The organism is Alteromonas sp. OM2203 (assembly GCF_048517045.1).
GTDB classification, from domain to species: domain Bacteria; phylum Pseudomonadota; class Gammaproteobacteria; order Enterobacterales; family Alteromonadaceae; genus Alteromonas; species Alteromonas gracilis.
Genome location: NZ_CP183209.1, coordinates 2,387,923 through 2,414,643, shown reverse-complemented (window position 1 = coordinate 2,414,643; position 26,721 = coordinate 2,387,923). Strand labels below are relative to the sequence as shown.

General features: G+C 43.8%; 27 protein-coding genes and 3 tRNA genes. 18 read left to right on the top strand and 12 right to left on the bottom strand.

What is annotated here, in order from left to right; translation table 11 throughout:
• The first annotated feature begins 2 nt into the window (after positions 1 to 2).
• From ovoA to ACM0P2_RS10680, 17 genes are all read left to right on the top strand, one after another.
• Positions 3 to 2,114, top strand: a complete 2,112-nt coding sequence (gene ovoA / locus ACM0P2_RS10760) for a 5-histidylcysteine sulfoxide synthase (protein WP_419226590.1) — start codon at positions 3 to 5, stop codon at positions 2,112 to 2,114.
• A 172-nt stretch (positions 2,115 to 2,286) separates the two neighbouring features.
• Complete coding sequence (locus tag ACM0P2_RS10755) at positions 2,287 to 3,777, top strand: aminotransferase class I/II-fold pyridoxal phosphate-dependent enzyme (protein WP_419226589.1); 1,491 nt, start codon at positions 2,287 to 2,289, stop codon at positions 3,775 to 3,777.
• Between the two features lie 169 nt (positions 3,778 to 3,946).
• On the top strand, positions 3,947 to 4,684 hold the full coding sequence (locus tag ACM0P2_RS10750; RefSeq protein WP_419226588.1) for a pirin family protein: 738 nt from the start codon (positions 3,947 to 3,949) through the stop codon (positions 4,682 to 4,684).
• 192 nt (positions 4,685 to 4,876) lie between these two features.
• Positions 4,877 to 5,521, top strand: a complete 645-nt coding sequence (gene uvrY, locus ACM0P2_RS10745; protein ID WP_105931368.1) for a UvrY/SirA/GacA family response regulator transcription factor — start codon at positions 4,877 to 4,879, stop codon at positions 5,519 to 5,521.
• 31 nt (positions 5,522 to 5,552) lie between these two features.
• Entirely contained in the window at positions 5,553 to 7,370 is a 1,818-nt protein-coding gene (uvrC, locus tag ACM0P2_RS10740) for an excinuclease ABC subunit UvrC (RefSeq protein ID WP_159119054.1), read from the top strand.
• A 124-nt stretch (positions 7,371 to 7,494) separates the two neighbouring features.
• Positions 7,495 to 8,067, top strand: a complete 573-nt coding sequence (gene pgsA, locus ACM0P2_RS10735; RefSeq protein WP_159119052.1) for a CDP-diacylglycerol--glycerol-3-phosphate 3-phosphatidyltransferase — start codon at positions 7,495 to 7,497, stop codon at positions 8,065 to 8,067.
• A gap of 169 nt (positions 8,068 to 8,236) precedes the next feature.
• Positions 8,237 to 8,312, top strand: a tRNA-Gly gene (locus ACM0P2_RS10730).
• Between the two features lie 41 nt (positions 8,313 to 8,353).
• Positions 8,354 to 8,427, top strand: a tRNA-Cys gene (locus ACM0P2_RS10725).
• Positions 8,428 to 8,486: 59 nt separating this feature from the next.
• Positions 8,487 to 8,573: transfer RNA gene (locus tag ACM0P2_RS10720), tRNA-Leu, on the top strand.
• Between the two features lie 209 nt (positions 8,574 to 8,782).
• The gene (locus tag ACM0P2_RS10715; protein WP_419226587.1) at positions 8,783 to 9,475 is read left to right on the top strand and encodes a tRNA-uridine aminocarboxypropyltransferase; all 693 of its coding nucleotides are present in this window, start codon (positions 8,783 to 8,785) and stop codon (positions 9,473 to 9,475) included.
• A gap of 74 nt (positions 9,476 to 9,549) precedes the next feature.
• Positions 9,550 to 10,047: a thiol peroxidase gene (gene tpx, locus ACM0P2_RS10710; protein ID WP_105931364.1), complete on the top strand. Its 498-nt coding sequence runs from the start codon at positions 9,550 to 9,552 to the stop codon at positions 10,045 to 10,047.
• A 150-nt stretch (positions 10,048 to 10,197) separates the two neighbouring features.
• On the top strand, positions 10,198 to 11,034 hold the full coding sequence (locus tag ACM0P2_RS10705; RefSeq protein WP_419226586.1) for a sulfurtransferase: 837 nt from the start codon (positions 10,198 to 10,200) through the stop codon (positions 11,032 to 11,034).
• Positions 11,035 to 11,121: 87 nt separating this feature from the next.
• Positions 11,122 to 11,847, top strand: a complete 726-nt coding sequence (cobB, locus tag ACM0P2_RS10700) for a Sir2 family NAD+-dependent deacetylase (protein ID WP_419226585.1) — start codon at positions 11,122 to 11,124, stop codon at positions 11,845 to 11,847.
• Between the two features lie 10 nt (positions 11,848 to 11,857).
• Complete coding sequence (locus ACM0P2_RS10695; protein WP_419226584.1) at positions 11,858 to 12,484, top strand: LysE family translocator; 627 nt, start codon at positions 11,858 to 11,860, stop codon at positions 12,482 to 12,484.
• 80 nt (positions 12,485 to 12,564) lie between these two features.
• Positions 12,565 to 13,296, top strand: coding sequence for a stress protein (locus ACM0P2_RS10690; RefSeq protein WP_419226583.1), 732 nt, complete (start codon positions 12,565 to 12,567; stop codon positions 13,294 to 13,296).
• Complete coding sequence (locus ACM0P2_RS10685; RefSeq protein WP_419226582.1) at positions 13,289 to 14,080, top strand: glucosaminidase domain-containing protein; 792 nt, start codon at positions 13,289 to 13,291, stop codon at positions 14,078 to 14,080. Before ACM0P2_RS10690 ends, ACM0P2_RS10685 begins: the two co-directional genes overlap by 8 nt.
• Positions 14,077 to 14,724 (top strand): DUF2987 domain-containing protein, encoded by a 648-nt coding sequence (locus ACM0P2_RS10680; protein ID WP_105931359.1) that lies wholly within the window; start codon positions 14,077 to 14,079, stop codon positions 14,722 to 14,724. The genes ACM0P2_RS10685 and ACM0P2_RS10680 overlap by 4 nt, the downstream gene beginning before the upstream one ends.
• Positions 14,725 to 14,741: 17 nt before the next feature.
• Here the strand turns inward: ACM0P2_RS10680 and ACM0P2_RS10675 are convergent, their stop codons facing one another.
• From ACM0P2_RS10675 to ccoN, 12 genes are all read right to left on the bottom strand, one after another.
• Complete coding sequence (locus tag ACM0P2_RS10675; RefSeq protein ID WP_419226581.1) at positions 14,742 to 15,767, bottom strand: patatin-like phospholipase family protein; 1,026 nt, start codon at positions 15,765 to 15,767, stop codon at positions 14,742 to 14,744.
• Positions 15,768 to 16,721, bottom strand: coding sequence for a tRNA 2-thiocytidine(32) synthetase TtcA (ttcA, locus tag ACM0P2_RS10670; RefSeq protein WP_159119017.1), 954 nt, complete (start codon positions 16,719 to 16,721; stop codon positions 15,768 to 15,770). It lies immediately after the preceding gene.
• A gap of 73 nt (positions 16,722 to 16,794) precedes the next feature.
• Complete coding sequence (gene uspE / locus ACM0P2_RS10665) at positions 16,795 to 17,724, bottom strand: universal stress protein UspE (RefSeq protein ID WP_159119015.1); 930 nt, start codon at positions 17,722 to 17,724, stop codon at positions 16,795 to 16,797.
• Between the two features lie 249 nt (positions 17,725 to 17,973).
• On the bottom strand, positions 17,974 to 18,714 hold the full coding sequence (fnr, locus tag ACM0P2_RS10660) for a fumarate/nitrate reduction transcriptional regulator Fnr (RefSeq protein ID WP_173358569.1): 741 nt from the start codon (positions 18,712 to 18,714) through the stop codon (positions 17,974 to 17,976).
• A gap of 46 nt (positions 18,715 to 18,760) precedes the next feature.
• Positions 18,761 to 19,420 (bottom strand): sulfite exporter TauE/SafE family protein, encoded by a 660-nt coding sequence (locus ACM0P2_RS10655; RefSeq protein WP_159119011.1) that lies wholly within the window; start codon positions 19,418 to 19,420, stop codon positions 18,761 to 18,763.
• Positions 19,407 to 19,637 (bottom strand): cbb3-type cytochrome oxidase assembly protein CcoS, encoded by a 231-nt coding sequence (gene ccoS / locus ACM0P2_RS10650; RefSeq protein WP_419226580.1) that lies wholly within the window; start codon positions 19,635 to 19,637, stop codon positions 19,407 to 19,409. Before ccoS ends, ACM0P2_RS10655 begins: the two co-directional genes overlap by 14 nt.
• Before the next feature lies 1 nt (position 19,638).
• A complete protein-coding gene (locus ACM0P2_RS10645; RefSeq protein WP_419226579.1) occupies positions 19,639 to 22,068 on the bottom strand; it encodes a heavy metal translocating P-type ATPase in 2,430 nt (809 codons plus the stop codon).
• Complete coding sequence (locus ACM0P2_RS10640; protein WP_159119005.1) at positions 22,068 to 22,547, bottom strand: FixH family protein; 480 nt, start codon at positions 22,545 to 22,547, stop codon at positions 22,068 to 22,070. The genes ACM0P2_RS10645 and ACM0P2_RS10640 overlap by 1 nt, the downstream gene beginning before the upstream one ends.
• Positions 22,548 to 22,763: 216 nt before the next feature.
• The gene (gene ccoP / locus ACM0P2_RS10635; RefSeq protein ID WP_159119003.1) at positions 22,764 to 23,717 is read right to left on the bottom strand and encodes a cytochrome-c oxidase, cbb3-type subunit III; all 954 of its coding nucleotides are present in this window, start codon (positions 23,715 to 23,717) and stop codon (positions 22,764 to 22,766) included.
• A 16-nt stretch (positions 23,718 to 23,733) separates the two neighbouring features.
• Positions 23,734 to 23,895 carry a cbb3-type cytochrome oxidase subunit 3 gene (locus ACM0P2_RS10630; protein WP_012518547.1) on the bottom strand — a complete coding sequence of 54 codons (162 nt, stop codon included), beginning with the start codon at positions 23,893 to 23,895 and terminating at the stop codon, positions 23,734 to 23,736.
• Between the two features lies 1 nt (position 23,896).
• A complete protein-coding gene (ccoO, locus tag ACM0P2_RS10625; RefSeq protein ID WP_159119002.1) occupies positions 23,897 to 24,502 on the bottom strand; it encodes a cytochrome-c oxidase, cbb3-type subunit II in 606 nt (201 codons plus the stop codon).
• Between the two features lie 15 nt (positions 24,503 to 24,517).
• Positions 24,518 to 25,951 carry a cytochrome-c oxidase, cbb3-type subunit I gene (ccoN, locus tag ACM0P2_RS10620; protein ID WP_159119000.1) on the bottom strand — a complete coding sequence of 478 codons (1,434 nt, stop codon included), beginning with the start codon at positions 25,949 to 25,951 and terminating at the stop codon, positions 24,518 to 24,520.
• 228 nt (positions 25,952 to 26,179) lie between these two features.
• Here ccoN and ACM0P2_RS10615 point away from each other — a divergent pair, with 228 nt between their 5' ends.
• Entirely contained in the window at positions 26,180 to 26,659 is a 480-nt protein-coding gene (locus ACM0P2_RS10615; protein WP_159118998.1) for a hypothetical protein, read from the top strand.
• Positions 26,660 to 26,721 lie beyond the last annotated feature (62 nt).

The following is a 26,721-nucleotide window of genomic DNA, read 5'->3' as shown; positions in this document are numbered from 1 at the left end:
TTATGCAGGCAATGCCCACACTCAACCTCAGGGAAGGAACGGTTGAGCAAAAAAGAAAAGAAATCAAAGCTTATTTTCTCGATTCTTTTGATACCTATGAATCACTTTTCTCTTGCCTAACTAGCGACGAAGTATTCTTTCAACGACCCGAAAAGCTTCGTCACCCATTAATTTTCTATTTCGGCCACACGGCTACGTTTTTTATTAATAAATTAGTGTTGTCCAAGGCAATTAACGAGCGAATCAATCCAAAATTTGAATCTCTTTTTGCCATCGGTGTGGATGAAATGAGTTGGGACGATCTTAACGACGCTAATTATGAGTGGCCCAGCGTAGACGAGGTTCGACAATACCGAAGTCAAGTTCGCACATTAGTTTGCGATTTAATTGATACCATGTCGTTTACTATGCCCATCGATTGGGATAACCCTATGTGGCCTGTGGTAATGGGTATTGAACACGAGCGCATCCATTTAGAAACATCGTCGGTGCTTATACGTCAACTGCCCATTGAATCTGTTCGCCCTAAAAGCGAATGGCCAGTGTGTCGAGATATGACAACAGACATTGAGCAACTGCAGGCTAATGAATTGATTACTGTGCCATCGCAAGATGTTATAAACGAAAAGCCGTGGGACAGTGAGTATTACGGTTGGGATAACGAATATGGTTATCAGGCCGAATCGGTGAGTGAGTTCAGTGCCTCTAAGTTTTTGGTCAGCAATGGTGAGTTTTTAGCCTTTGTACAAGATGGCGGTTATAACAACGCTAAATACTGGGAAGACGAAGGCAACAAATGGCGTGAATATACAAAAGCGCAGCACCCTGTGTTTTGGATAAAGAAGGGGAACAGCTTTGCTTACCGCAGCATGTTAGAGGAGCACCCATTACCTTTAGACTGGCCAGTCGACGTGAATTATCACGAGGCGAAAGCCTTTTGCAATTATAAAAGCGAGTTGACTGGTGAGCTTATTCGCCTGCCTACTGAAAATGAGTGGTTGGCGCTTCGTCAACAGGCGGGCGTGACGCAGGCGGTGTACGCTGATGGATTTAATATTGCGCTTCAAAAGTATGCGTCGAGCGAGCCCGTTACGGTAAACCGTTCTGGCGAATTTTTTGATGTGGTTGGCAATGTTTGGCAGTGGACTGAAACACCAATTTACCCCTTTGAAGGTTTCAAAGTTCATCCTCTTTACGATGATTTCACTACACCTACCTTTGATAATAAGCACAATCTTTTCAAGGGGGGAAGCTGGATTTCTACAGGTAATGAGGCGATGAAAGACAGTCGTTATGCATTTAGACGACATTTCTTTCAGCACGCAGGTTTTCGATATGTTCAAGGGAAGCGAGTTATAGCAGTGAACGATTTTGATTATGAAAGCGATACGCAGGTTTCACAGTACAGTGAATTTCATTATGGGGACGAATATTACGACGTACCTAACTTTGCGAAAGCAAGCGCACTGTTTTGCATTAACGCTATGAAAGGAAGGCCAAATGCTAAAGCCCTTGATTTAGGGTGTGCGGTAGGTCGTTCATCATTTGAATTAGCCAAGCACTTCAAGCATGTCGACGGTATAGATTTCTCGGCGCGCTTTATTAAAACCGCATTTGATATGCAAGAGCGTGGCGAAATTCGCTATAACCTAATAGAAGAAGGTGAGTTGACGTCATTTAAGGCGCGTAAGCTTTCTTCATTAGGCCTCGCCGAGTGTGCAAAAAATGTTGCGTTTGCACAAGGCGATGCGTGTAACTTGAAGCCTCAATTTACCGGGTACGATCTCATTTTCATGGGTAACCTGATTGATAGAGTGTACAGTCCACGGAAGGTGTTGAGAGACATGGCTACGCGACTAAATAAGGGTGGCTTGTTAATTATAGCTAGCCCCTTTACTTGGCTTGAAGAATATACCGAGCGAAGTGAGTGGCTAGGTGGCTATAAGGATAAAAACGGCGAGACCTTAAGTTCAACCCAGGCTTTAGAAGATGCATTAGGTGACGGCTTTAAACGAGTGGGAGAGCCAACCGAGATCCCTTTTGTTATACGTGAAACTAAACGTAAGTATCAACATACACTCTCAGAGTTCAATGTGTTTGAAAAGCTAGATTAGAAAAGCAAAAATGCTAGTTGGGATGCGACGTTAAATACTGGGTCAAGTCGCTTGAAAATAGCTTTGGCTCAGTAACTAACTCGCATCCACGCTAGCAGTGAGAAAGGGAAGTGATAGCGTGGACCATGGGTTGAAACAGATTTCTTTGTTTTCGTCGTTACAAAGTGAATTTATGCCTTTTAAGGATGTATGGCATTCACCTTCTCATTTGAAGCGAGATAAATCCCGATTAAAGTATTCTGCCATTTTCCACCGGTTTAACATTCCTGAAAATGCCCCTGCAGAAGACAGTTCTTCAGATATAAGTCCAATTCCAATGTGGATAGCCGATATGGACATTCCACCTTGTGATAGCATAATCAGTGCGGTTAGCAATAATCTGCGCAGTACCTATGGTTATCAGTCTTGTGATATCGGTGAGGCGGTGGCGACGTGGTATGAGCGCAGCAGGCCAGCTCGCTATCGTTACAGAATTGAAAGCACAGACATTGTTGATGTGGCAAGCGTTATTAGTGCTGTAGATGTGGCGCTTCGTACATTTTGTCGAGCTGGCGATAAAGTCATGGTGCTAACGCCTACCTACGAACCACTCACATCGTCCATAAAACGTAACGGTTTACAGCCTGTTTATATTCGATGTACAGAAGCATTCACAGATACCAGCGCTGCTCTCAAAGCGGATCCTAGTCATCAAAATTCGGTAAACGTAGAGACAAATAATCAGCAAGGTCATGAAGACAGTGGCAATCTCGCTATGAGAAAAAGTGTAGATTTATCTTCACTTGTTAAATCGGCGACAGCCTTTGTGATATGCCACCCGAATAATCCAACTGGCACCGTATTTACTCTTGACGAGCAGAAAGCGATTTTTGAGTTTTGCTCGCAACACGATATTTTATTGATAACCGATGAAGTACACAGTGAATTTGCCTTTAACTCGGTAGATGAGCCATCAATTATCTCGATGTTTGGTCTTGAACTTCAAAAACACGCTAATAAAAACAGTACTGATACGAAGTCAAACGCCGAGCCTTTTACACTACCAAGAGCGATACATCTAAACAGCGTTTCAAAGGCATTTAATTTAGCCAGCATTCCTGGTGCGTCTTATGCTGTTATAAAGAATAAAAAAATCAGAGAAACCTTTGCAGAAGCAATTAACAACAATCATCTTAATGCAAGTAACCTAGGCAAGGTTGCGCTAATTTCTGCCTATACCGAAGGTAGTACTTGGCTAGACGAAGTAAAAGGTGCGCTGAGTTTAAATAGAAAGTTGGTTAAACGCTTTTTCCAACACTATGGTATTTCGGTTGAATTTACCATGGGTCGTGCAGGGTATTTTCTATGGTTAAATCTAAAAACGTTTAGCGCAACACGTACTGAATCATCGTCCTTGATAGCTAATGAGACCGATAGTGAAAGGCAAAAGCACGAATCAAATCAATCGAGCTCTTTTGACAGAGCCGATGCAAGTCATCAGCGTACGCGTGAACCGTATTATTCTCCAGCTAATACCGTTGAGGCATGTATTGACCGGGGCGTTATTGGGAATGATGGTGCGCCTTTTGGGGCGCCAGATCACATTCGACTCAATTTAGCTTGTCATCCAGCCTTAATAGAAGAAGCATTACTACGTCTATGCTTTGCTACTGAATCTATATAACGTCATCTCTCATATCCTTATTTATAGAACGAAAAGCTCAATAATCTGACATTTAATTTCTAGTTATTGGAATCTAAAATAATTGGTATCAGAGTAAGCGTAGTTTTTGTGCGATGTATTAAATAAGAAAACGTACGCCTTACCATTAGAGATTCAAGAGGAAAAGGTAATGATTTATTTGAGACGGGCTAATGAACGAGGGCAGGTGGACTTCGGTTGGCTAAAGAGTCAACACAGCTTCTCATTTGGCCACTACTATGACGCAAATCACATGGGCTTTTCAGTACTGCGTGTTATTAACGATGATGTAGTGCAACCAGGCAGAGGGTTTGAGACACATGGGCACAGAGATATGGAAATCATTTCTTATGTGGTGAGCGGTGCGTTGAAACACAAGGACAGCACTGGAAATGAGTACACGGTGCCAGCTGGCGACGTGCAGGTAATGAGTGCAGGAAAAGGAATCATGCATTCAGAGTTCAATCCGTCAAACAATGAGGCGGTCAACTTTTTACAAATATGGATTGTGCCAGATGAAAAAGGAGGGGAACCGAGCTATGCGCAAAAAACCTTTGGTAAGAATAATCACGGCACTTTGAATCAAGACGAGCCATTAGAACTACTCGTGAGCAGTGATGGTAGAGAAGGGTCGTTAAAGATAAAGCAAAATGCTGAGATTGCCCGGTTAACGCTTAATGCAAATGAAACATGGAGAAGTGCAACTAAGTCACGTAAAGGTTATCTGCATGTGATATCTGGCAATGTGAGGGTTTCATCCCAAAGCACAGTTGAGTGTGAGTCTATCAACCTGGGAGCTGGAGACGCAATAGGTATATATGAACACGATTCTTTTTCAATAGAAGCAATTGAAAATGCAGTGGCACTTTGGTTCGACTTGCCAGTTTGATTATCCAAAAGCAATTCAGATCAATAATTTAGTTTCAAATTGTGTATCTACACTTCACGAATCTCTATCTCGTGGTATGATGACTTGGTTATGGTGAGAGACCCGTAATGTTAATTGTTATCGATGACAGTTGACTGATTTAACGGCCTCGAAACCAGATATCTATAAAACTGAAGTCAGTGAGATACTAGAGTGATAAAAATAATCCTAGCAGACGACCACGATTTGGTCAGAACAGGGATACGCCGAATTCTGGAAGACGTTAATGATTTCACTATTATAGCGGAAGCGAAAAATGGTGAAGACGCGGTACAGTGGTGCCGAAAAAATGCGCCGGATGTGGTACTCATGGACGTGAACATGCCTGGTATAGGCGGGCTCGAAGCGACAAAAAGAATTGTTCGAATGTCTGAAAATACGCGGGTCATTTGTGTGTCTATGCACAAAGAGAGCCCGATACCTATGCAGGTTATGGATGCCGGTGCCTTCGGCTTTCTAACGAAGGACGCTGAGCCTGATGAAGTTATTCTCGCTATAAGAAAAGTAGCGGCCGGGCAGAAATACATTGATAGCGAAGTGGCTAATAGTATCGCTATTGGTAAATTACTACCCAGTTCGGATAATCCATTTGATGAGTTATCGAGTAGAGAACTTACTATTGCCATGCGATTAACCGAAGGTCACAAAGTGCCAGATATAGCTCGAGAGCTATGTATTAACTCCAAAACTGTTAATACATATCGCTACAGAATGTTTCAAAAATTAGGTGTGAGTTCAGACGTAGAGTTAACCCATTTAGCTTACCGTCACAAGCTTATCAACCCTAATACCTTTTAAGCGTCGCAAAGCACGCAATGTCAAAGTAATTATGTCTGCATTCGATTCAGCAGCATTTCTTAAGAATTTAACCTCTCAGCCTGGTGTGTACCGCATGTACAATAACCAGGAAGAGGTTATTTACGTAGGAAAGGCCAAAAACCTCAAAAAGCGTGTGTCGAGTTATTTTCGTACTAACTTAGACAATGCTAAAACCCGCTCATTAGTCAGCCAGATTGCGAACATGGACGTTACTGTTGTTAACAGTGAAACCGAAGCGTTCTTACTCGAAAACAATTTTATCAAGAAATACAAGCCGCGTTACAACGTAGTAATGCGTGATGATAAATCCTATCCGTTTATCTTCTTATCAGATCATGAGCATCCGCGGCTTTCCTTTCATCGCGGTCCACAAAAAAAGAAAGGCGAATATTTTGGTCCTTATCCTAGTGCTTGGTCTGTTAGGGAGAGTTTGCGCTCAATGCAGCGTATATTTCCTGTACGTCAGTGTGAGGATAGCTACTATCGCGCGCGAAGCAGACCTTGCCTTCAATATCAAATGCAGCGGTGCAGTGCACCTTGTGTTGAAGGTTATGTGAGTGATGAGGAATATAAAGAGCAAGTAAATTTTGCCCGCTTGTTTTTAAAAGGAAAAAACCAGCAAGTTATTGGCGAGCTGGTGGATAAGATGGAAAAAGCCAGTGAAGCCTTAAATTTTGAAGCGGCCGCGCGTTATCGCGACCAGATAAACGCGCTTAGAAAAGTTCAAGAACGTCAGTGGGTGGCCGGTACACAAGATGAAATGGACGTATTCGGCTTTGCCTTTAAAGGCAATATGGCCTGTATTCAAGTAATGTTCATTCGCGAAGGCCAATTATTAGGTAGTAAAGCCTATTTTCCGAAAGTACCCAACATTGCTGATGAGCAAGAAGTGTTCGAGTCCTTCTTTTTACAGTTCTATCTGGCAGGCAATAAAGTCATTCCCAAGCAAATTGTGTTAAGCAATACGCTAAGCGATGAGAGCGCGATAGCTGAAGTATTGGCCAGCGAAGCGGGGCATAAAGTACATTTCTTCAAAGGTGCCAGAGAAGAAAAACGGAAGTACCTTCAGCTCGCCCAATCAAATGCGCAAACAGCCCTTGAGGCACAATACAGCCAGCAGAAGTCAGTCTTTGCCCGCTATCTCGATTTAGAAGCGTCTTTGGAAGTAGAAACACCCTTACAACGTATGGAGTGTTTTGATATATCTCATACCTCTGGGCAACAAACTGTCGCTTCCTGTGTGGTGTTCAATCGCGAGGGGCCACTAAAAAGTGACTACCGCAGATACAACATTGAAGGCATTACACCTGGTGATGATTATGCTGCCATGGCACAGGCGCTGAAACGCCGCTATAAATCAGTTAAGGAAGTGCAAAAAATTCCGGATCTGCTTTTGATTGATGGTGGTAAAGGGCAGCTTGCGCAAGCGGAGCAGTTTTTCGAAGACTGGCCTCATGATAAAAAGCCTATGCTGTTAGGCGTAGCTAAAGGCACTACACGTAAGCCTGGTTTGGAAACCTTGATTCTTGCAGGTAGTCACCAAGTACTTCCTATGGACAGTCATTCTCCTGGGTTGCATCTCATCCAGCATATTCGCGATGAGTCTCACCGCTTTGCCATTACAGGGCATCGCAATCGACGTCAAAAGGTTAAAACAACCTCTAGTCTGGAAAGTATCCCTGGTATAGGCGCGAAGCGCAGGCAGTCTTTACTCAAGTTCATGGGAGGTTTACAAGGCCTCAAAAAAGCGAGCAAAGACGAAATTGCGAGCGTGCCTGGAATTAGCCCTGAACTGGCTGATACGATTTATGACCATCTGCATCAATAAATGAATGACTAACAAGCAATGCATTGCAATTTAAGGTAATGTGTAACGAGAATGAAAGGTGCCAAGCATCTAGGCGATCGCGCTAAACGCCCATAGAGGCATATAACACTGAGACGTATTTTTTATGTGGACTGTTCCAAACTGTATTACTTTATTTCGAGTAATTCTTATTCCTGTTTTTGTCACTGTATATTTCCTCGATTGGCGTTGGGCACAAGAAGCAGGTGCTTTTATTTTTTGGCTAGCTGCCATAACAGACTGGTTCGATGGTTATCTAGCGAGAAAACTTGAGCAATCCACGCCTTTTGGTGCGTTTCTAGATCCAGTGGCAGACAAATTGATTGTGGGCGCAGCACTTCTCATGATCACACATAGTTATGCAACCCTCTGGATAACATTGCCGTCGATAGCGCTACTGGTTCGTGAAATTTATGTTTCAGCACTACGAGAATGGATGGGCTCAAACGGTGTAAGGGATGCTGTTCAAGTATCTTTTATAGGCAAAGCAAAAACCACTGCGCAAATGTTAGCCTTAATAGGTCTTTTATCGGGTCTTGAGACATTCATGGGCTTTCCAATCTACTGGGTTTCTTTGGGTTATATTCTTTTATATTTCGCCGCAGTGTTGTCAATTTGGTCAATGGTTGTTTACACAAAAGCAGCTTGGCCACACCTTCGCGGTAATGCGATAAAGTGAAATTGATCGCGGTTTAATCAAAGTGAATAAAAAAATAGCAAACGATCATAAAAAACCGCATTTATCTCAATTTAAACACTTTTTTGTGTTGACAGTTTTGAATGGGTAGGTAGAATGCACCCCACATTTCGAGAGGACATCAACCAAACGAAATGGTCGATTAATACATGCGGGAATAGCTCAGTTGGTAGAGCACGACCTTGCCAAGGTCGGGGTCGCGAGTTCGAATCTCGTTTCCCGCTCCAATCTCTCAAAGAGATGTTTTAATCACGCGCCAGACGCATCTGGCGGAATGGCAGAATGGCTATGCAGCGGATTGCAAATCCGTCTATCTCGGTTCGACTCCGGGTTCCGCCTCCATAAGCTGCAACGCAGCATCAGGTTCTACGCCTGACACCTTTGCTGAAAAGCAACCCGATGCCCGGGTGGTGAAATTGGTAGACACAAGGGATTTAAAATCCCTCGCTGGTAACAGCGTGCCGGTTCAAGTCCGGCCCCGGGCACCAATATTTTCCATTCTAAATCAATAGCATACGCTAATTTTGTTTTTGATGGGATCTCAGTGGGATCTTTTTGGAACATTTGCGATACCGTTTTTGCCATACCAGGCATTTCAGAATCCATTCATTTCTCGCTTTTTACGCTCTTTCACCGCGTATTACTATGGTAAAATCCGTAAAAAATTTGGCAAAGACGCATTAACTTGAATTCCATTATGTCACTTCGTTTAGACGAACTTTCTCGTTCTGAACGTCCATTTCACGCCCGTGGTAGCAAAGTAGTTCGATGTGATGCGTGCCTGCTACCAACGCAAAATTGTATTTGCACTTACAAGCCTGAAGCTGGCACTGACGTGGCAGTTTTATTTCTGATGTACAAAGGTGAATACTACAAGCCCACCAATACAGGGCGCTTAATTGCAGATGTAGTGAGAGATAACCGCGCATTTTTATGGAAGCGCACCGAGCCTGATGACGAGCTGATGCGCATCCTTGGTGACGAAAAATACTTTCCCATTGTGGTATTTCCACACGAATATGCGGCAATTGATCGCTGTATTAACACGCCGCCATTGAATACGGGCAAAACGTTACTATTTATCTTCTTGGATGGAACATGGCGTGAAGCAAAAAAAATGTTTGCTAAGAGCCCTTATTTACATCATTTTCCTGTGTTAGGCGTAAGCATGGATGCGGCTTCAGACTATCTGCTGCGAGAATCTACACATGATTTTCAACATTGTACCGCTGAGGTTGGCATTAGCGTTTTAGCACTAGCCAATCAAAAGGAAGGAGCACAAACGTTAGCGCATTATTTTAGTGTGTTTAGACGGGAATATTTAAAAGGTAAGCCTCATTTGCAGCACAAGCTTGCGTTTGCCGAAGCGCAGGTTAAAGATAGCGTATAAAAACCGTCACTTTAATTTGCGAAACTGTTGTTTTACATCCACTATTTTAATTCAATAAATCACGGAGAAAGCCAATGGCATCTGTTACTTTTCAAGGTAATGAAGTTAAAACAAAGGGTCAACTACCAGAAGTGGGTTCAAGTGCACCAGCATTTACCCTTGTCAAAGCAGATTTGGGCGAAGTGACACTGTCTGAACTAGCAGGTAAAAACGTAGTACTCAATATCTTTCCGTCGATTGACACGGGTACCTGTGCAACGTCAGTACGTAAATTCAACGAGGAAGCGTCGAAGCTAGACAACACTACAGTAATTTGTGTTTCTGCTGACTTACCGTTTGCTGCTGGCCGTTTTTGTGGTGCAGAAGGTATCGAAAACGTACTTACCGGTTCTACGTTCCGTTCAAGCTTTGGCGACGATTACGGCGTGACCTTCGAATCTGCGCCTCTAACAGGCCTTCTTTCTCGCTCAGTAGTGGTTATCGATACAGAAGGCAAGGTGATTTACACAGAGCAGGTTGCAGAGACAACTGAAGAACCTAACTACGAAGCAGCCATTGCTGCATTGGGTTAACGTTTTTTAGCGATAATAGTTAAGTCAGTGCTTTTTGATATTGGATAATATCGCTAATAGTAGTCCGGTTTTTAGCGCTAAGTTTATTGCTTACTAAGGCCGGTATAGAAAGAGACACCCGCTTTAGTGGGTGTCATTAAGGAGAATGCTATGACGTCGGCGTTAATTTCAGTGGGTGATTTGGCCAACATTATGCAGCAAAAGCCTGTTACGCTTGTGCGGGCACTGATGGACGACCCCGTTTCTAAAACGCCTGACGCGCGAAACGCGATGGTGTTGCCAGCATCTGTCGACATTGATTTAGATGGAGACGGTAGCGATCACACCACAGGATTTCCTCATAGCATGCCTTCTGCAGATGCTCTTGCAATTTATTTGGGCAACCAAGGTATTACGGCTAACACACCAATAGCAGTTTATGATACTCGTGGCATGTACAGCGCGCCACGCGTATGGTGGATGTTAAAAGCTATTGGTCATCAAGACGTTTACATATTAGATGGTGGGCAACCGGCTTGGGAAAACGCAGGCCTTCCTATTTCTGAACAGCAGCAATATGGAAAATTAACCTATCAGGCCACGCCTCGCCCAGGCTGGTTTGCAAATTCCAGCGCTGTTCTTCAAGCATTAAATACCGAAGCGCAGTTAGTTGATGCTCGTAATGCGCTCCGTTTCAAAGGCGAGGTGCCAGAGCCTCGTCAAGGCGTGAGGTCGGGACACATGCCCGGCGCATATAATGTTCCATTCGATACACTTCTAAAAAACGGCCATTTCCTTGCCAAGGAAGAACTGAAGAAGGTTTTTGAGCAAGCAAATATCAATTTAGACAGGCCTATTATCTGTACCTGTGGTTCGGGTGTTACCGCGTGTATTGTTGGCGTAGCTGCCTTGATGTGTGGAGCTACTCAAGTGTCAATTTACGATGGTTCATGGTCGGAGTGGGGCGCTGATACACAATTTCCTGTCATTAACGACCATACAAAATAAAGATGTGTGCGATGGCTGTTATTTGTTTTAACCTGGGGTAAGGTTATGACCAAATCTGCTCGCATATCTCACGTTTGAATCACGTTTATGAACACTAAAAACACGCTACCAAAAATAGTTGTACTTACGGGCGCAGGTATTTCCGCTGAGTCAGGACTCAAAACCTTTAGAGACAATGACGGCCTTTGGGAAAAAAATCGTGTAGAAGACGTTGCCACGCCTGAAGCTTTTGAGCGAAACCCCAGTTTGGTCTATCGTTTCTACAATGCCCGGCGCGCTCAGCTTCAGGAAGACGATGTTAAGCCGAATGCCGCTCATATGGCGCTTGCAAAGCTTGAAACCATATTCGGTGATAATGTAATGCTGGTTACGCAGAACGTAGACGATCTTCATGAGCGTGGCGGAAGCAAAAATGTTTATCACATGCACGGTGAACTGCTGTCAGCCCGATGCGCAATTTCTCAGGAAACGTTTGAATGGCGCGATAGTTTTGACCATACCTCGAAATGCCCATGCTGTAATCGGGTCACATTAAGGCCGGATATTGTGTGGTTTGGTGAAATGCCCATGTATATGGATGAAATATACAGTGCATTAGCAAACGCAGATTTATTTGTTGCTATTGGCACATCGGGCAATGTTTACCCGGCTGCGGGTTTTGTTCAGATTGCAAAAGAAAGCGGTGCACACACCATTGAAGCAAATTTAGCACCGGGCGCAACAAATGCCTTATTCGATGAATCGTTAACCGGTCCAGCGTCACATATCGTTCCCCGATGGGTAGACAACTTAATTTCAAAATACGCGCTGTAGGAGGCGCAAGATGCAGTATATGAACGAATTCCTTACCATTGCACTTGTACACCTTGTTGCAGTGGCAAGCCCAGGGCCTGATTTTGCTGTGGTGGTGCGAAATAGCGTAGCGTACGGAAGACGCATCGCGCTATATACTAGCGTGGGGATCGGTTTAGCGATATTGCTGCATGTTGCTTATTCGCTTGTGGGGCTGAGCGTAGTTATCGCCACGACACCTTGGTTATTTACCACCTTTAGCTATGCAGCTGCCGCATATTTGCTTTATCTGGCTTTTGGCGCGCTTAAAAGTGGGCCGATCAAGCAGGATGAAAGCCCCTCATTTGAAAAGAAGAGCACGCAAATTTCAGCTAAACGTGCGGTGTGGATGGGTTTTTTAACCAATGGGCTCAACCCAAAAGCAACACTTTTCTTTCTTTCTCTTTTTACAGCAATCATCAGTATCGATACCCCTTTTGCCGTAAAGTTAGGTTATGGTATTTATTTGGCTATAGCGACAGGGCTTTGGTTCTGCTTCCTCTCTTATCTTTTAAGCACGAGTAGAGTCGCTGAACTTATTGGTAAAAAAGGGTATTGGCTAGATCGCGCTATGGGCGTATTACTTGTCGGTTTAGCAGCAAAGCTGGTACTGGGTTAACTTTTGTTTAGCATACAGGCAGGCATTTGTTTACGCGAATTGATATAATCACGAAGATTTTCAGAAATTAAGAGAGTTGTGTGAAAGACGTAAACACTGACCGATTAAACAATACCTTAGCGAAACAGTATCACTTCGATATCAAGGGCTTATTGCGCCGCGCTGCTGGGTTAACGAAAGCAAATTTTTCTTCGCTATTACAAGGTAGCGTGGTGTTGTTTTTAACGTTCGTTATGTTGGGCGTATTTGCACAGCAATACATCACTATAAACGATGATGGAACTTACGTTTTTGAGCACCAGTCTATTATAGAAATTGTGGCTATTTGCATTGTTGCTCCGCTGTTAAGCGGTTTGTATATGATGGGCGTGTTCGTCGCGCGGGGCATCAAAACATCTGTTTTTACTGTTTTTCAGTTTTTTCCCCTCGTTTTGTTGTTAGCGTTAACGCAGTTAGTGAATAGCATTCTTGTTCAGTTAGGGATGATGCTACTTATTTTACCGGGCGTGTATTTTTACTTAGCCTCTTCGTTTTCGCTTATGTTAGTGGCCGATAGGAAGCTAACGCCTATAAGCGCTATCATTTTATCTTGTCGCGTGTTTAACGCTTACTGGTCGCAAATTGCGAGTGTCTTCGGTGTGTTCTTTCTACTGTTCGCGTCGGTGCCGCTCACCTTTGGTCTGTCTTTAATTTGGGTGTTACCTTTCTATTTTAGTATGATGGGATTGCTCTATCAGGAATTGATTGGCGAGCAAGGAGTGGGCACGGAAGCATCTGTAAATGATGTGAATGAGTCAAGCTTTGATGCATAAGCGAGAAACGTTTAAAATTGTCCTTATTACGTTAGGGGTTTTGGCGGTAATTGTTATTAACGCTATTATCTTTACAAAAGACGAGCCGGATATTCTTGATGTTCCGCAAACGGTAAAAGACAACAAGCCAGTGCCTGATTTCTCTGTCTATACGGATGTAAAAGAGAAAAAGGAGGCGTTCTTCAATTACTTAAGGCCTGAGGTAGAAAAGCAAAATGCTTATCTTCTGACGCTTAGACATTATGTGCAGACCCTTTACAGGAAAGCATTGGTAGACGAGCCACTTTCAAAAGATGATGTAGAAAGATTGGCGTGGCTTGAGGAAGAGTATCGCGTTAAGTCAACGCAGCCTCTCAAAGTAAAACTACCCGCCTTGCTGCAAAAAATAGACGTGTTACCCGTCGAATTGGTTTTAGTTCAAGCTGCGAATGAGTCGGCATGGGGAACAAGTCGCTTCGCAAGAAAAGGCTATAACTTCTTTGGTTTGTGGTGCTTTTCAAAAGGGTGTGGTTTTGTTCCAAATCGCAGGAATAACGGCGCTTCTCATGAAGTCGCTAAGTTCAATAACTTATCTAGAGCAACATATACCTATATGCGCAACCTAAATCGTCACGATGCTTATGCTGATTTAAGAGAAATACGCAGTAGATTGCGCGCAAACCAAATACCTATCACGGGAGTGGCGTTGGCCGAGGGGCTGATGAATTACTCTGAGCGCGGAGCTGCTTATGTTGAAGAGCTTCAAACCATGATCCGATTTAACGAGGAGTTTTTATCCGAATGATACGCGCGGCACTATTTTTAGCATCATCTTTTGTCATTGGTTTTAGCAGTACACAGGTTGTTGCTGAAACGATTGACGTTGAGTACAGCCGTTTCTATAGCCATGTAAAAAAATTAGATAATGAAGACACGCAAGCGCTCCAGTTTGCTTTCGGTTTTGTCCGAGTTGGCGAAGGACGTTTATGTGGAGTTAATGCGGCTTCTATCGTCACGGACAAAAAAACCATGGAGTTAGAGGTCAGCGACGAAGGACGTTTTACTGTTCCGACGGAGAGAGCACTCAAACTAGCTAACGCCTTAGTGAGAATTGACTTAGTCGAGCGAGCAAATGTGTGCGATATGTCGGTTCAACTTGAGACTAAGCCCGAATACCTGAAGCAGTATTACAAAAAAGAAGAGCTTACTTTTTTATATGAGCAGTATGAAGCCTTCTTTAATGAAATGGGAAGTTTCCTATCTTTTATGATGCCTTCAGTCAAAGGCCTTATGATTCAGTTTGATGATAAGAATCTAGACTTTATAACGCCTCAGGGTGTGCAAATAAATAATGGTGTTCTGCAGATTGAGCAAGATTGGATAGATGACGCAAAAGGTTTAACGTTGCCTCATGCGCCACTTCGTATTACCGCAATGGCATCAAGCTAAGTGTTGACGAGTTCTATCTACGTCAATAATTGATACCTAATTTGCTCGGCTAAACGCGCGATAGTCTCTTCGCCTTTCGCGCATAGCTCTTCGGCCCTGTGAAATTCCATGATGCCAACGTCAGTGAGCTGAGGTTCAATGAGGATGTCAGGCGGATCGCCTGCCAATCGAGAGCGAGTGACGCGGGCCTGGAGTATTTCAAGAGAACTGCTCATCACGCTCATAATACCTGGAGGATTTCGTTTATTTACCTTTGCTGGTACCTCAGTGAATTCCTCCTCAACTTTTTCAATGACTTCAGAAGCGACACCGTCTTCGCTTTCCACGTTATCAGTTGCGTTTACATCCAGTTCATCATTGTTGGTTTCAGGTGATTTTTCATCTTTGCTGTCTGGAGAAAACCACTGACGCAAAACATTTTGACTCTTAGTAAAGAAGTCCTCGGTTTTACGCTCATTCTCTTCGTGATCTTGTCTCAACTTTTCAAGACGAATAGGGCGAAAATCGGCATTAAGATTAACCGCAATCACAAAGTCTGCGCCTAACTGTCGACACAGGTTAACAGGTACCGGATTAACAACCGCACCATCAACTAACCACCTATCGCCGTGGGCCACGGGCGAAAAAAGGGCAGGGATTGCACATGAGGCTTGAATGGTATCGCCGATAGGGCCTGAATTAAATACCACTTCACGGCCGGTATAAAGATCGGTAGCGACGGTAGCAAACGGCTTTTGCATTGCCTCGTATGAAGATTCACAAAACTCATTTGCTAGCTTATCAAACACCTTTTGACCGCTTGCAATACCGCCGCGTCTTAGGCCAACACCCATCAAGGCAAGTACTTGCCAATCGCTAAGAGAGCATGCCCATTCTTTAAGCCCTTCCAGCTTGCCACTTGCGTAGGCGGCGCCAACATACGCACCTATAGAGCATCCTGCTACCACGTCAATTTTAACGCCTAACTTTTCTAAAGCTTGAATAATACCTATGTGCGTCCAACCCCTGGCAGCACCGGCACCTAACGCAAGTCCAATTTTCATTTATCTGGGTTCCATAATATTTACCACTTCAATAGTGTGCTCATCATCACTTAACGAGGATGTATTTTCAGTGGAAAAAGAAGGTTGATCAAAGCCTATGTCGCCATCTTCAACGGGGCCGTCTTGGGTTGTAATAGATTTAAAGTCGTGAAGATTGCTGTCTATTAAATGAGAGGGGGCCACATTTTGAAGTGCCCTAAACATCGATTCGATACGACCAGGAAACCTGCGATTCCAGTCTTGAAGCATAGCTTTAATGTTTTGACGCTGCAGGTTTTCTTGAGAGCCGCAAAGGTTACAAGGAATAATAGGAAACGCTGCTGCCTGAGAATATTTTTCAATATCTTTTTCAGTGCAGTATGCTAAAGGGCGAATAACGATGTGCTCGCCGTTATCGCTGACCAATTTAGGGGGCATAGATTTAAGTTTGCCACCATGAAACATGTTGAGGAAAAAGGTTTCTAGCATGTCATCACGGTGGTGACCTAGCGCAATTTTAGTTGCGCCAAGTTCTTTAGCCGTTCTATATAAAATGCCCCGACGTAATCGTGAGCACAGCGAACAGGTTGTTTTTCCCTCGGGAATTTTATCTTTTACAATTGAGTAAGTGTCTTCTTCAACGATTTTATACTCAACACCAATTTCGTCTAGATAAGCCGGCAGGATGTGCTCTGGAAAACCTGGCTGTTTTTGGTCAAGATTTACCGCAACGATATCGAAGTGAATAGGCGCAATCTTCTTTAAAAACATCAAAATATCGAGCATGGTGTAGCTGTCTTTCCCACCAGATAGACACACCATCACCTTGTCATTATTCTCAATCATGCCAAAGTCGGCAATGGCTTTACCCACGTTGCGACGAAGACGTTTTTGAAGTTTGTTGAAGTTGTACTTTTGCTTACTTTGTGCAGCGTTCAATGCAGATGGCTCAACGCTGCTTGTGCCTAAACTCATAATTCACTAGCTTGGTTTGTGATAAAGCAAGCATTATACAATAAAGCGCCTTTTTTAAACCATGGTTGTGTCGTTAATTTTGTACCTTAAGCGGTGGAACAAAGCCATCTGGCTTAATAGCCAAAACGTCACAGTTAAGTTCGTCGATCACATGCTCTGCTGTATTTCCGATAAGCGCGGCTGAAATGCCCACGCGGCCTACAGTTCCGATGATAACAAGTTCAGCGTCGATGGTTTTGGCTACGTGGGGAATAACTTTTTCGGGCAAACCTTCTTTTACAATGCATTTCTCTTCGGAAATGCCATATTGTTGAGCATGGCGACGCATTTCGGATTGATGGTGATTTTTAACCGCATCATGATAGGTATCGGGGTCGAACTCCGGAACTTCTATCGCAATGTTTAGTGGAGTAGAAGGATAGCTGTTGACTAAATTCACATTTCCTTTCAATAAGGCCGCATAATCGTTTGCAATAATTGTAAGCTTGTCATTAAGCGCAGCATGTTCGTCGTCTTCACTTCCTACGTTTACGGCTGCGATGATCTCACCACCTTCTGGCCAATCATGCTCTTTAACCAATAACACTGGGCGAGGGCACTTACGCATTAAATGCCAGTCTGTTGGTGTGAAAATGACAGAGGCTAAATCATCGTGGTTCTTTGTCGCTTTTACCACTAGATCAATTTGGTTGTTAAGCGTGTAGTAAATAATTGACTCAAAAGCACGGTTGTTCCACTCAACTACAATATCGGTATCAGCAAAGCCTTGTTTCCTAAGTTGCTCAGAAAGCCACTTGCCTTGCTCTTTAGTTACTGCATCGCGCATGGCTTCGCGCTCATCTGGGCTTAGCATGGTGGTCATATCATAAGATAGATCGTAGACCACCATCATTGCGGTCACTGTTGCACCTGTTTTCGACGCGAGTTCATAGGCTCGACTTAAAGCAGGTTGGTTGTCCCGTTCAGCATCTACCACGGCAAGAATTCGTTTATATTCAATCATAACACCCTCCAGTAAGCACACAGCTTGATGTGACGATAAATAAAGCTATTTTTCTAGTCCATCTTCACTAACTATAAACGACATTTGAAAAAACGTGTTGTTTTGGGTCAAGAATTTTACAACTCTCTCAGGCATTTCTCTTAGGCATTTTTAGTGTGGCGATTTATGGGTGCTTGGGACAATAAAAAATAAAGGTAATAAAAAACGCGCTTTGCGCGCGTTCTTAAACAATTTAAACGAAGAGACAACCTAGCCGCTACATACAACACTTGGTCCGTTAAGGGCAGACAGTTTATTTTCTAACAGTGCAAAATCTAGAATGGTAATGAGTTTGCCATCTACCTTTATAATGTTTTCTTTTTGGAAACGACTTAACAGGCGGCTTATGGTTTCTATCGTTAAACCGAGGTAATTGCCAATCTCATTTCGTGTCATCGTTAAATGAAACTCACGATGAGAAAAGCCTCGCTCCTCAAATCTTTGCGATAGGTGGGAGATAAAATAGAGTAAGCGTTCTTCTGCTGTTCGTTTATTGAGAAGCATGATCATGTCGTGATCCTGCTTTATCTCTGCACTCATGAAGCTCATTATCTGATGGCGCAGTTTCGGAAACTGAACCGACATTTCATCTAACATTTCATAGGGAAGTTCACAGACCATCGCTGTTTCTAATGCAGAAGTGTAGCTCTGGTGCTTATTTTCGCGCAGCGCATCGAAGCCGATAATGTCGCCGGGAAAATGAAAACCTGTAATTTGCTCCTCACCTTCAGAGTTGGTAACGAACGACTTGAAAGAACCGGTTCTTACGGCAAAGAGCGAACGAAATGTATCGCCAGTTTGAATAAGCGTATCGCCTTTATGCAGCGGTTTTTTACGCTCAATGATGTCGTCTAAAGACTCAATTTCTGTCTTGTTTAATGCAACAGGCAGACAGAGATGGCTGAAACTACAGTTCTGACAGTGGATTGAAAATTGGCTTCCTTTGCTCATAAAACCTGCTCTTTATAATTTATACACGACAATAATACCTATTTTTTTATAGGATTGCGCCCTGAATAAGATAAATAGCATAGATAGCCATTATACTTGCAATAAGTTGCCTTACGCCGCTTTGCTGAAAAGTACTCACTAGATATTGACTACCTGCGCTGGCGGCAAGCAGGGTGGGTAAGGTTCCCAACCCAAAGAAAAACATAATACCCGCGCCTTGTAACGCGTTGCCTGCGGCCAATGACCAGGTTAGGGTTGAATACACAAGCCCGCAGGGTAACCAACCCCAAATAAAGCCATAAGGTATTGCGCTAAATGGGGTTTTGAACGGTAAAAACCGCTTAGAGAGAGGCTGAAGTTTGGAAAATAGACCTTTACCTGCGCTTTCCAAAAGGGTTAGGCCTGTCCACCATTTCCCTAAATAACAAGCGAGTAAAAGCAACATAACACCGCTAAAAAGAGATAGGACATAGCTGGCAAGGGGAACGAAATCTGACGCAATTTTTCCTAATGCGCCAGTGATTGCACCGGCAATCGTATAGCTGGCAATCCGGCCCATGTTGTAAGCGAGTGTATAGGGTACAGCGGATGAGCCTTTTGGCGAGACCATTCTGAGCGCCGCAACGATCCCTCCACACATTCCCACACAATGAACACCGCCCGCCAAGCCGATAAGAAAAGCAGAGAAGTAGTTAATCCCGTCCATTATCTTCTTTGTTCTTGATTGCCTTGCTCTCTTGAAGCTGCTTGCGCTGTTCTGCTAATTTTTTTTCTTCAGGTGACAAATCATCATCGAAAAGAATGCTGTAGCCTTGTCGGTCTAAATCCTCAAACTGATTGGTCTTTACCGCCCAAAAGAAAATTACAATAGCGACAGCAACAATAATGATGGCGATTGGAATTAATACGTAAATAATGCTCATGCTATTTGCTCAAAAGTCGCGTTGAGTTTGTAACGACAATAATACTGCTTAACGACATACCTACAACAGCCATCCACGGCGAAAGTAGCCCAGACACGGCGAAGGGCAGAATCAAAACGTTGTATCCTACAGACCAGCCTATGTTCTGTCTTATTTTCTTCTTCACTTGGTGAGAAGTGCTTATAAGCGTTGGAACAGATAAAAGTTGATCGCCAAGCAAAATAACATCTGCTGCTGTCTTAGCAACATCGGTAGCATTGCCAACCGCTATTGCCACGTCTGCACTGGCAAGAACAGGTGCATCGTTGATACCGTCCCCCATCATCATTACTTTGGCTCCCGCTTGCTGCATAGCTTGAACAGCTTCGTATTTAAGTTCTGGTGTAAGCCCACCTTTGGCTGTTTCGATTGGCAATGACGCAGTTAGTGAGTCCACGTTTTTTTGTGTATCGCCGCTTAAGACTGTAAGCCTATGGCTTTTTGCCAAGATATCGAGGGTTTCTTGCGTATCAGCACGAAGCGTATCTCGCACTTCAAACGCTGCCATAATACGGCCTTTAACAGTGAGATAGACGTTAGCTGAAGGGTAGTCTTCAATGAATTCTTGCTGTGACTCGTGAACGCAAAACGCAGCAGAGCCCATTGAAAACATGGTGTCATTGATTTCGCCACATATTCCGCCTCCGGGCGCTACAGTAAAATTGACTACCTTATAAACGGTGTAATCGGATGCGCTATCATCGCCAAGGGTATTATTCTCTGTGAATGCTTTCGCTATGGGATGCTCAGAGCGCGACTCGAGCGCGCGTGCGATAGAGAGTGCCGTGTCACTATCTACGCCGTCAGCATACCAAGCATTTGAAATGGTGAATTTGCCTTGCGTGAGTGTGCCTGTTTTATCTAGTGCAATGGTATCAATGCCCGTAATTTGCTCTAAGGCATCGGCGCGTTTAAGCAAAATACCTTGCTTGTTCAGTTTTGCCATAGCACAGGTGAGTGCTGATGGTGTGGCTAAACCTAGTGCGCAAGGGCAGGTTGCAACGAGCACTGATATGGTTATCCAAAAGGCATCGTCGCTACCTTGGTACGACCAAAATCCATAGGTTAACGCTGAGATCATCAGCACGGCGGTAACGAAGTATCGAGAAAAATTATCCGCTATTTGCGCAGCTTTTGGCTTGCTAGCCATTGCACTTGCTTGGAGCTTGACAATTTGGTTTACCAGTGCGTTTTTGAGGGTTTGGGTTACGATAATGGATAGGCTGCCGTCTTGACATACCGTACCCCCGTAAACAACGCTATTGTTCTCTTTGCGTACGGGGTTAAACTCGCCGGTAAGCATAGATTCGTCAACCGATGCATGACCTTCGGTTACTACGCCATCGATAGGAATTGTCTCTCCGGGTTTAACCAGTACTACGTCGTTTATTCGTAGTTGTTTTGCTAGACATTCGGTAACGCTGCCATCTGACATTAACTTCGTGGCTGAAACCGGGACATATTGCATCATGTTAGCGGAGATCTGCGCAGCGCGATGCCTGCTACGATGTTCCAAAAACCGGCTGAGTAACAGCAGGAAAATGAACATACAGATAGACTCAAAATACACTTCGCCTTGTTCAAGAACCGTAGAGCGTATTCCGGCAATGTAAGTACCGAAAATGGCGAGCGTAACCGGAACGTCCATATTAACCGTTTTTGCGCTTAACGCTTTGGCAGCTCCAATATAAAAAGTGCTGCCAGAATACAGTACAACAGGGGTTGTTAGCGTCAGCGCAACCCAGTAAAAATATTGTCTGGTTTCTAACTCAATGGCACCAAACCAGTCAAAGTAGAGACCTGTCATTAACATCATGACCTGCATGGTCATGATGCCCGCTAGCCCTAGCTTTTTCAGAAAGGTTTTTTGCTCACGTTTATAGCTGGCCTCGTGTTCATCAGGATGAAACGGCGAGCCTACATAGCCTATTCTTTTCAGCGTAGAAAGAATTTGGCTAAGCTTTATTTGCAGTGGCGACCAAGTAACTAGCGCGCGACGCTCTTGAACGTTGACCGCAACTTGCTTTATGCCTTCTACTTTCGAAAGTTGTTTTTCAATTAACCAACCACAGGCCGCACAAGTAATACCTTCAAGGGTCAACTGTATCTGCTTATCTTGACCTTCATCGAAAACAAATTCCTCCTGCAGGGAGGGGTCGTCATACACCTTAAGTTTATCGATGGTTTCTAAAATGCCGTCGTCAGACTTTTTAGCAGGTTCAGTTCTGAACTGATAATAGTCTTCAAGGCCATTCGATACGATAGCTTCGGCCACTGCTAAACAGCCCGGGCAACACATGTCGCGCTGCTGACCTAAAATAACCGTTTTAAACTTATCCTCGTCGTGGTTCGCTATGGGCAAGCCACAATGGTAACAATCGTGCTCTGCCATTACGGATTAAATTTTATTTTTCCCTCATGGGGAAGGTAGATCGTGTTTTGAATTTTCCAACTTTCGTCAATTGGCGTTAGCGACACTCGCCATTTACCATCTAAACTTTCTTCTACAAAACCGCGATAAATTCCGTTGGCATCACGGCTTAGCAATACGCTTACGTCACGATCTTCCAGCGTCACGTGATAAAAACTGAGTTTAACGGCGTTTCCGTCTTGTGGAATACCTGAGTGAAATTCAAGGGCAATGCTGCCATCTGTAATAGTTAAGTCCGACGTTATGTTTAAACGCTTTGCAACGGCTTCTTTGTCTAGACTTGCGTTGATTGCTTTACCTTCTTTGTAATAGTCGTCGATTACCAGACTATCTTCTGTAGATATTGCAAGATTGAGCAACACACCGCCCATGATCAGGGTAATAACTGGAACGGCAATTAAGAACCAAGGCCAGAACTCTTTATACCAGGGTCTATTCATTAGAATTTTTACTCTTGATTAATTCGCTAACAACATATTTATAAATACTGCCTAAAACGCTTCACTGTTAGGTAGTACCCACAAATAGAGTGTCAGTAATATTAGATAAAAGTGTCTGAATTTTACTCGCTACAGCACTTTGTATATCGCTGTATTTTCTCATAAAAAAAGCCTCGTAGTAACGAGGCTTTCTAAGATATTTAATGATTTAAATCATTAATCATTTGAAAGGCTGTAAACGTACGCTGCAACAACGTGAATTTTGTCTTCACCCAAGGTTTTCTTGAATGAAGGCATTACACCGTTACGACCATAAGTAAGCGTTTCTGTAACTGCTCTGTGGCTGCCGCCGTAAAGCCAGATATTATCGGTAAGGTTTGGTGCCCCAAGCATTTGGTTACCTTTACCATCCATACCATGACATGCCGCACATGCTGCGAAACGCGCTTTACCCGCTTCTGCAAGCTGAGGGTCCACATCGCGACCGCTTAGGCTAAGTACGTAGTTAACCACTTCTTCGATACCGTCTTCACCCATCGCATCAAGCCATGCTGGCATTGCTGCCTTACGACCAAGCGTAAGGGTTTCAACGATTTTCGCACCTGAACCACCGTACAACCAGTCGTTGTCCGTTAGGTTAGGGAAGCCGCCATTTTGACCACGTGCATCAGAACCGTGACACTGAGAGCAATTTTGTAGGAACAAACGCTGACCTACTTTATTTGCTTCTGGGTCTTTCGCCAGTTCTTCAACAGGAACTTGTGCATACGCTTCAAAGATCGGATCGAACTTCTCGGCAGCGAAATCTAGTTCACGGTCATACTCAACCAAGTAGCCTTGCTCTTTAGCGTCAATACGCGCTTGAACAGACTCTTCTAGCGATTGAATATTTTGGTTAGAGCTCTTCCAGCCCAAAATACCTTCATACGCACCTAGGCCAGGATAAAGCGCTAGATATAAAAAGCCCCAAACGATGGTCATGTAGAACATAATTGTCCACCAGCGAGGAAGTTGGTTGTTCAACTCCTCAATACCATCAAATTCGTGCCCCATTGACTCGCCTTCAGCTACGCCGGTCTTGTTAGACAGGCACCAGCGCAGAAGGAAGTAGCAACCAATGATCAACCCTAGGGTTATCACTGAAATCCAAATTGTCCAAAACATACTCATGAGTTCGAGACTCCTGCTAATCTTCTTTTGATTTTTCTTTTTCTTCGTCTGCAAACGGTAAGTTTGCAGCTTCATCGAATTTCTTCTTGTTGCGGCCGCTAAACGCCCACCACACAACACCGATGAAGCTTACAAAGACGATGACAGTAAAAATGCTGCCTACAATTCCTTGATCCATATTATTTCAAATGTGTGCCAAGAGACTGAAGGTAAGCAATAAGGGCCTGCATTTCCGTTTTACCCTGTACTGCCGCTTTCGCACCCGCGATATCTTCGTCGGTATACGGAACGCCAAAGCCACGGAATACTTCCATTTTTTTAGCTGTTAACTCGCCATTTAGCGTGTTTTCCGCAAGCCAAGGAAACCCTGGCATATTCGACTCTGGTACAACGTTACGAGGATTAAGCAGGTGAACTCGGTGCCATTCATCACTGTAACGACCACCAACACGTGCTAAGTCAGGCCCAGTACGCTTAGAACCCCAAAGGAAAGGGTGTTCCCATACTGACTCACCAGCAACGCTGTAGTGACCATAACGTTCAGTTTCTGCGCGGAATGGACGAATCATCTGGCTGTGACAACCTACACAACCTTCACGGATGTAAATGTCACGGCCTTCAAGCTCAAGCGCGGTATATGGACGTAAGCCTGTTACCGGTTCCATGGTTTGCTGTTGAAACATCAACGGCGTAATTTGCACCATGGCACCAAAGCTGATAGCGATAAGAATTAATACCGTTAACAGACCGACGTTCTTTTCAATTAACTCATGTGCGTTTTTCATTATTCGTCTCCTTTACTACGCTGGCTGAGTCGCTGGATCTGCAGCGATACTGCCTTTAGGTGCACGAACGGTTTTCCATGTGTTGTATGCCATAACAAGCATACCCGTTACCACGAAACAACCACCAATGAAACGAACCACGTAGAACGGCTTAGACGCTTCTAATGACTCAACAAAGCTATAGGTTAACGTACCGTCAGCATTTACTGCACGCCACATTAGACCCTGAAGTACACCAGACATCCACATTGCTACGATGTAAAGAACAACACCGATAGTTGCTAACCAGAAATGCACGTTAACTAGCTTGGTGCTGTACATTGCACGCTGACCGAATAGCACTGGAATTAAGTGGTAAATTGAACCAATTGAAACCATTGCAACCCAACCTAGTGCACCAGAGTGTACGTGACCAATTGTCCAGTCAGTGTAGTGAGATAAAGCGTTAACGGTTTTAATTGCCATCATTGGACCTTCGAAGGTAGACATACCGTAGAAAGACAATGAAACAATTAGGAAACGCAGTACTGGGTCAGTGCGAAGCTTATGCCACGCGCCGGATAGCGTCATGATACCGTTAATCATACCACCCCAAGATGGAACGAATAAGATAATAGACATCACCATACCGAGTGACTGAGTCCAGTCTGGTAGGGCAGTGTAGTGAAGGTGGTGTGGACCAGCCCAGATATACAGAGAAATAAGTGCCCAAAAGTGAACAATTGAAAGTCTGTATGAATACACCGGGCGACCAGCTTGCTTAGGCACGAAGTAATACATCATACCAAGGAAACCCGCAGTCAGGAAGAAACCTACCGCGTTATGGCCGTACCACCACTGCATCATCGCATCTACGGCGCCTGCATACAGTGAATACGATTTAGTGAAAGACACCGGAATAGCCATGCTGTTACCAATATGAAGAACTGCAACAGTTAGCATGAACGCACCTAAGAACCAGTTCGCTACATAAATGTGCGACACTTTACGGATTACTAGGGTTCCGAAGAAGTTGATGATATAAGCGACCCAAACCAGTGCCAATAGGATATCTATTGGCCATTCTAGTTCAGCGTATTCTTTTGTGCTAGTTAAACCCATAGGCAGAGTAATAACAGCTAAAACGATTACGGCCTGCCAACCCCAAAAGGTAAACGCGGCAAGCTTGTCACTGAACAGTCTTACCTGGCAGGTACGCTGAACGATGTAGTACGACGTTGCAAATAGCGCACAGCCGCCGAAGGCAAATATAACGGCATTAGTGTGCAACGGGCGCAAACGTGAGAATGTTAGCCATGGTGTATCGAAGTTAAGCATAGGTGCAAATAGTTGCGCGGCAATAAATACCCCTAGGCCCATACCTACAATACCCCAGACTATGGTCATGATGGTAAATTGCCTAACTACTTTATAATTGTAGTCAGGTTGTGCTTGGCTTATTTCACTCATTTTAATGAATCTTCCACTTCAAATGAACTATGGTCTCCAACTGCCGGAATAGTGCGGTCGAGACGTGTATCAGCAAGGAATAACGCTTCACACCGAGCTCGGAAAGAGTAATAATTATTGTCTCCAAGCCAGTTGGTACGCGGATGATAAGGTTTTTAATTACAAAAAGATACCATAAACTACCTAAGCTTGATCTCCGTCAATGAAGAAATATACAAAATTTAAGAAATGCTAAATAATCATAACAATAAACGATCAAAACATTTACATTCTCAACTGCCGTTGGTCGCCATCATCGTAGTAGCAGTGTGTGTTTATCTCGCGCATGAATTTCAATCATCAGCGTTGAACGAGAACGTCGTTATTAATGGAATAGGAAACAGCTGCAACTTTGTCAACGAAACTTGCGAATTCTTAATTGATGGCGAGTTGGCCATTGCCACATTTTCAACCATGCCTGAACCTGAAGAGTCGGTAACGTTAAAAATTTTAATTCCTGAAAATCAGGAAATCGAGAGTGCCTGGATTGAAGGGGTAAACATGTATATGGGTAAGATACCCGTATTACTAGATAATAATACTGATGGCGTGTGGTCTGGTTGGTTTATGTTGGGAGGGTGCAGCGAACCGATAATGAAATGGCAATTGCGGCTCAACATTAAAGATAAGGAAAGTCCAAACTACCTATACTTTGTTACGCAATATTAACGGTTATCAGACACATTTTTGAGAACCCGATATTGAGCAAGAATTTGGCAGAGATAACAAAT

Bases quoted from the DNA above. Each gene is read 5' to 3' on its own strand.
- ovoA (WP_419226590.1), top strand. From the start codon at position 3: ATGCAGGCAATGCCCACACTCAACCTCAGGGAAGGAACGGTTGAGCAA.
- ACM0P2_RS10755 (WP_419226589.1), top strand. From the start codon at position 2,287: ATGCCTTTTAAGGATGTATGGCATTCACCTTCTCATTTGAAGCGAGAT.
- ACM0P2_RS10750 (WP_419226588.1), top strand. From the start codon at position 3,947: ATGATTTATTTGAGACGGGCTAATGAACGAGGGCAGGTGGACTTCGGT.
- uvrC (WP_159119054.1), top strand. From the start codon at position 5,553: ATGTCTGCATTCGATTCAGCAGCATTTCTTAAGAATTTAACCTCTCAG.
- pgsA (WP_159119052.1), top strand. From the start codon at position 7,495: ATGTGGACTGTTCCAAACTGTATTACTTTATTTCGAGTAATTCTTATT.
- ACM0P2_RS10715 (WP_419226587.1), top strand. From the start codon at position 8,783: ATGTCACTTCGTTTAGACGAACTTTCTCGTTCTGAACGTCCATTTCAC.
- tpx (WP_105931364.1), top strand. From the start codon at position 9,550: ATGGCATCTGTTACTTTTCAAGGTAATGAAGTTAAAACAAAGGGTCAA.
- ACM0P2_RS10705 (WP_419226586.1), top strand. From the start codon at position 10,198: ATGACGTCGGCGTTAATTTCAGTGGGTGATTTGGCCAACATTATGCAG.
- cobB (WP_419226585.1), top strand. From the start codon at position 11,122: ATGAACACTAAAAACACGCTACCAAAAATAGTTGTACTTACGGGCGCA.
- ACM0P2_RS10695 (WP_419226584.1), top strand. From the start codon at position 11,858: ATGCAGTATATGAACGAATTCCTTACCATTGCACTTGTACACCTTGTT.
- ACM0P2_RS10685 (WP_419226582.1), top strand. From the start codon at position 13,289: ATGCATAAGCGAGAAACGTTTAAAATTGTCCTTATTACGTTAGGGGTT.
- ACM0P2_RS10680 (WP_105931359.1), top strand. From the start codon at position 14,077: ATGATACGCGCGGCACTATTTTTAGCATCATCTTTTGTCATTGGTTTT.
- ACM0P2_RS10675 (WP_419226581.1), bottom strand. From the start codon at position 15,767: ATGAAAATTGGACTTGCGTTAGGTGCCGGTGCTGCCAGGGGTTGGACG.
- ttcA (WP_159119017.1), bottom strand. From the start codon at position 16,721: ATGAGTTTAGGCACAAGCAGCGTTGAGCCATCTGCATTGAACGCTGCA.
- uspE (WP_159119015.1), bottom strand. From the start codon at position 17,724: ATGATTGAATATAAACGAATTCTTGCCGTGGTAGATGCTGAACGGGAC.
- fnr (WP_173358569.1), bottom strand. From the start codon at position 18,714: ATGAGCAAAGGAAGCCAATTTTCAATCCACTGTCAGAACTGTAGTTTC.
- ACM0P2_RS10655 (WP_159119011.1), bottom strand. From the start codon at position 19,420: ATGGACGGGATTAACTACTTCTCTGCTTTTCTTATCGGCTTGGCGGGC.
- ccoS (WP_419226580.1), bottom strand. From the start codon at position 19,637: ATGAGCATTATTTACGTATTAATTCCAATCGCCATCATTATTGTTGCT.
- ACM0P2_RS10645 (WP_419226579.1), bottom strand. From the start codon at position 22,068: ATGGCAGAGCACGATTGTTACCATTGTGGCTTGCCCATAGCGAACCAC.
- ACM0P2_RS10640 (WP_159119005.1), bottom strand. From the start codon at position 22,547: ATGAATAGACCCTGGTATAAAGAGTTCTGGCCTTGGTTCTTAATTGCC.
- ccoP (WP_159119003.1), bottom strand. From the start codon at position 23,717: ATGAGTATGTTTTGGACAATTTGGATTTCAGTGATAACCCTAGGGTTG.
- ACM0P2_RS10630 (WP_012518547.1), bottom strand. From the start codon at position 23,895: ATGGATCAAGGAATTGTAGGCAGCATTTTTACTGTCATCGTCTTTGTA.
- ccoO (WP_159119002.1), bottom strand. From the start codon at position 24,502: ATGAAAAACGCACATGAGTTAATTGAAAAGAACGTCGGTCTGTTAACG.
- ccoN (WP_159119000.1), bottom strand. From the start codon at position 25,951: ATGAGTGAAATAAGCCAAGCACAACCTGACTACAATTATAAAGTAGTT.
- ACM0P2_RS10615 (WP_159118998.1), top strand. From the start codon at position 26,180: ATGCTAAATAATCATAACAATAAACGATCAAAACATTTACATTCTCAA.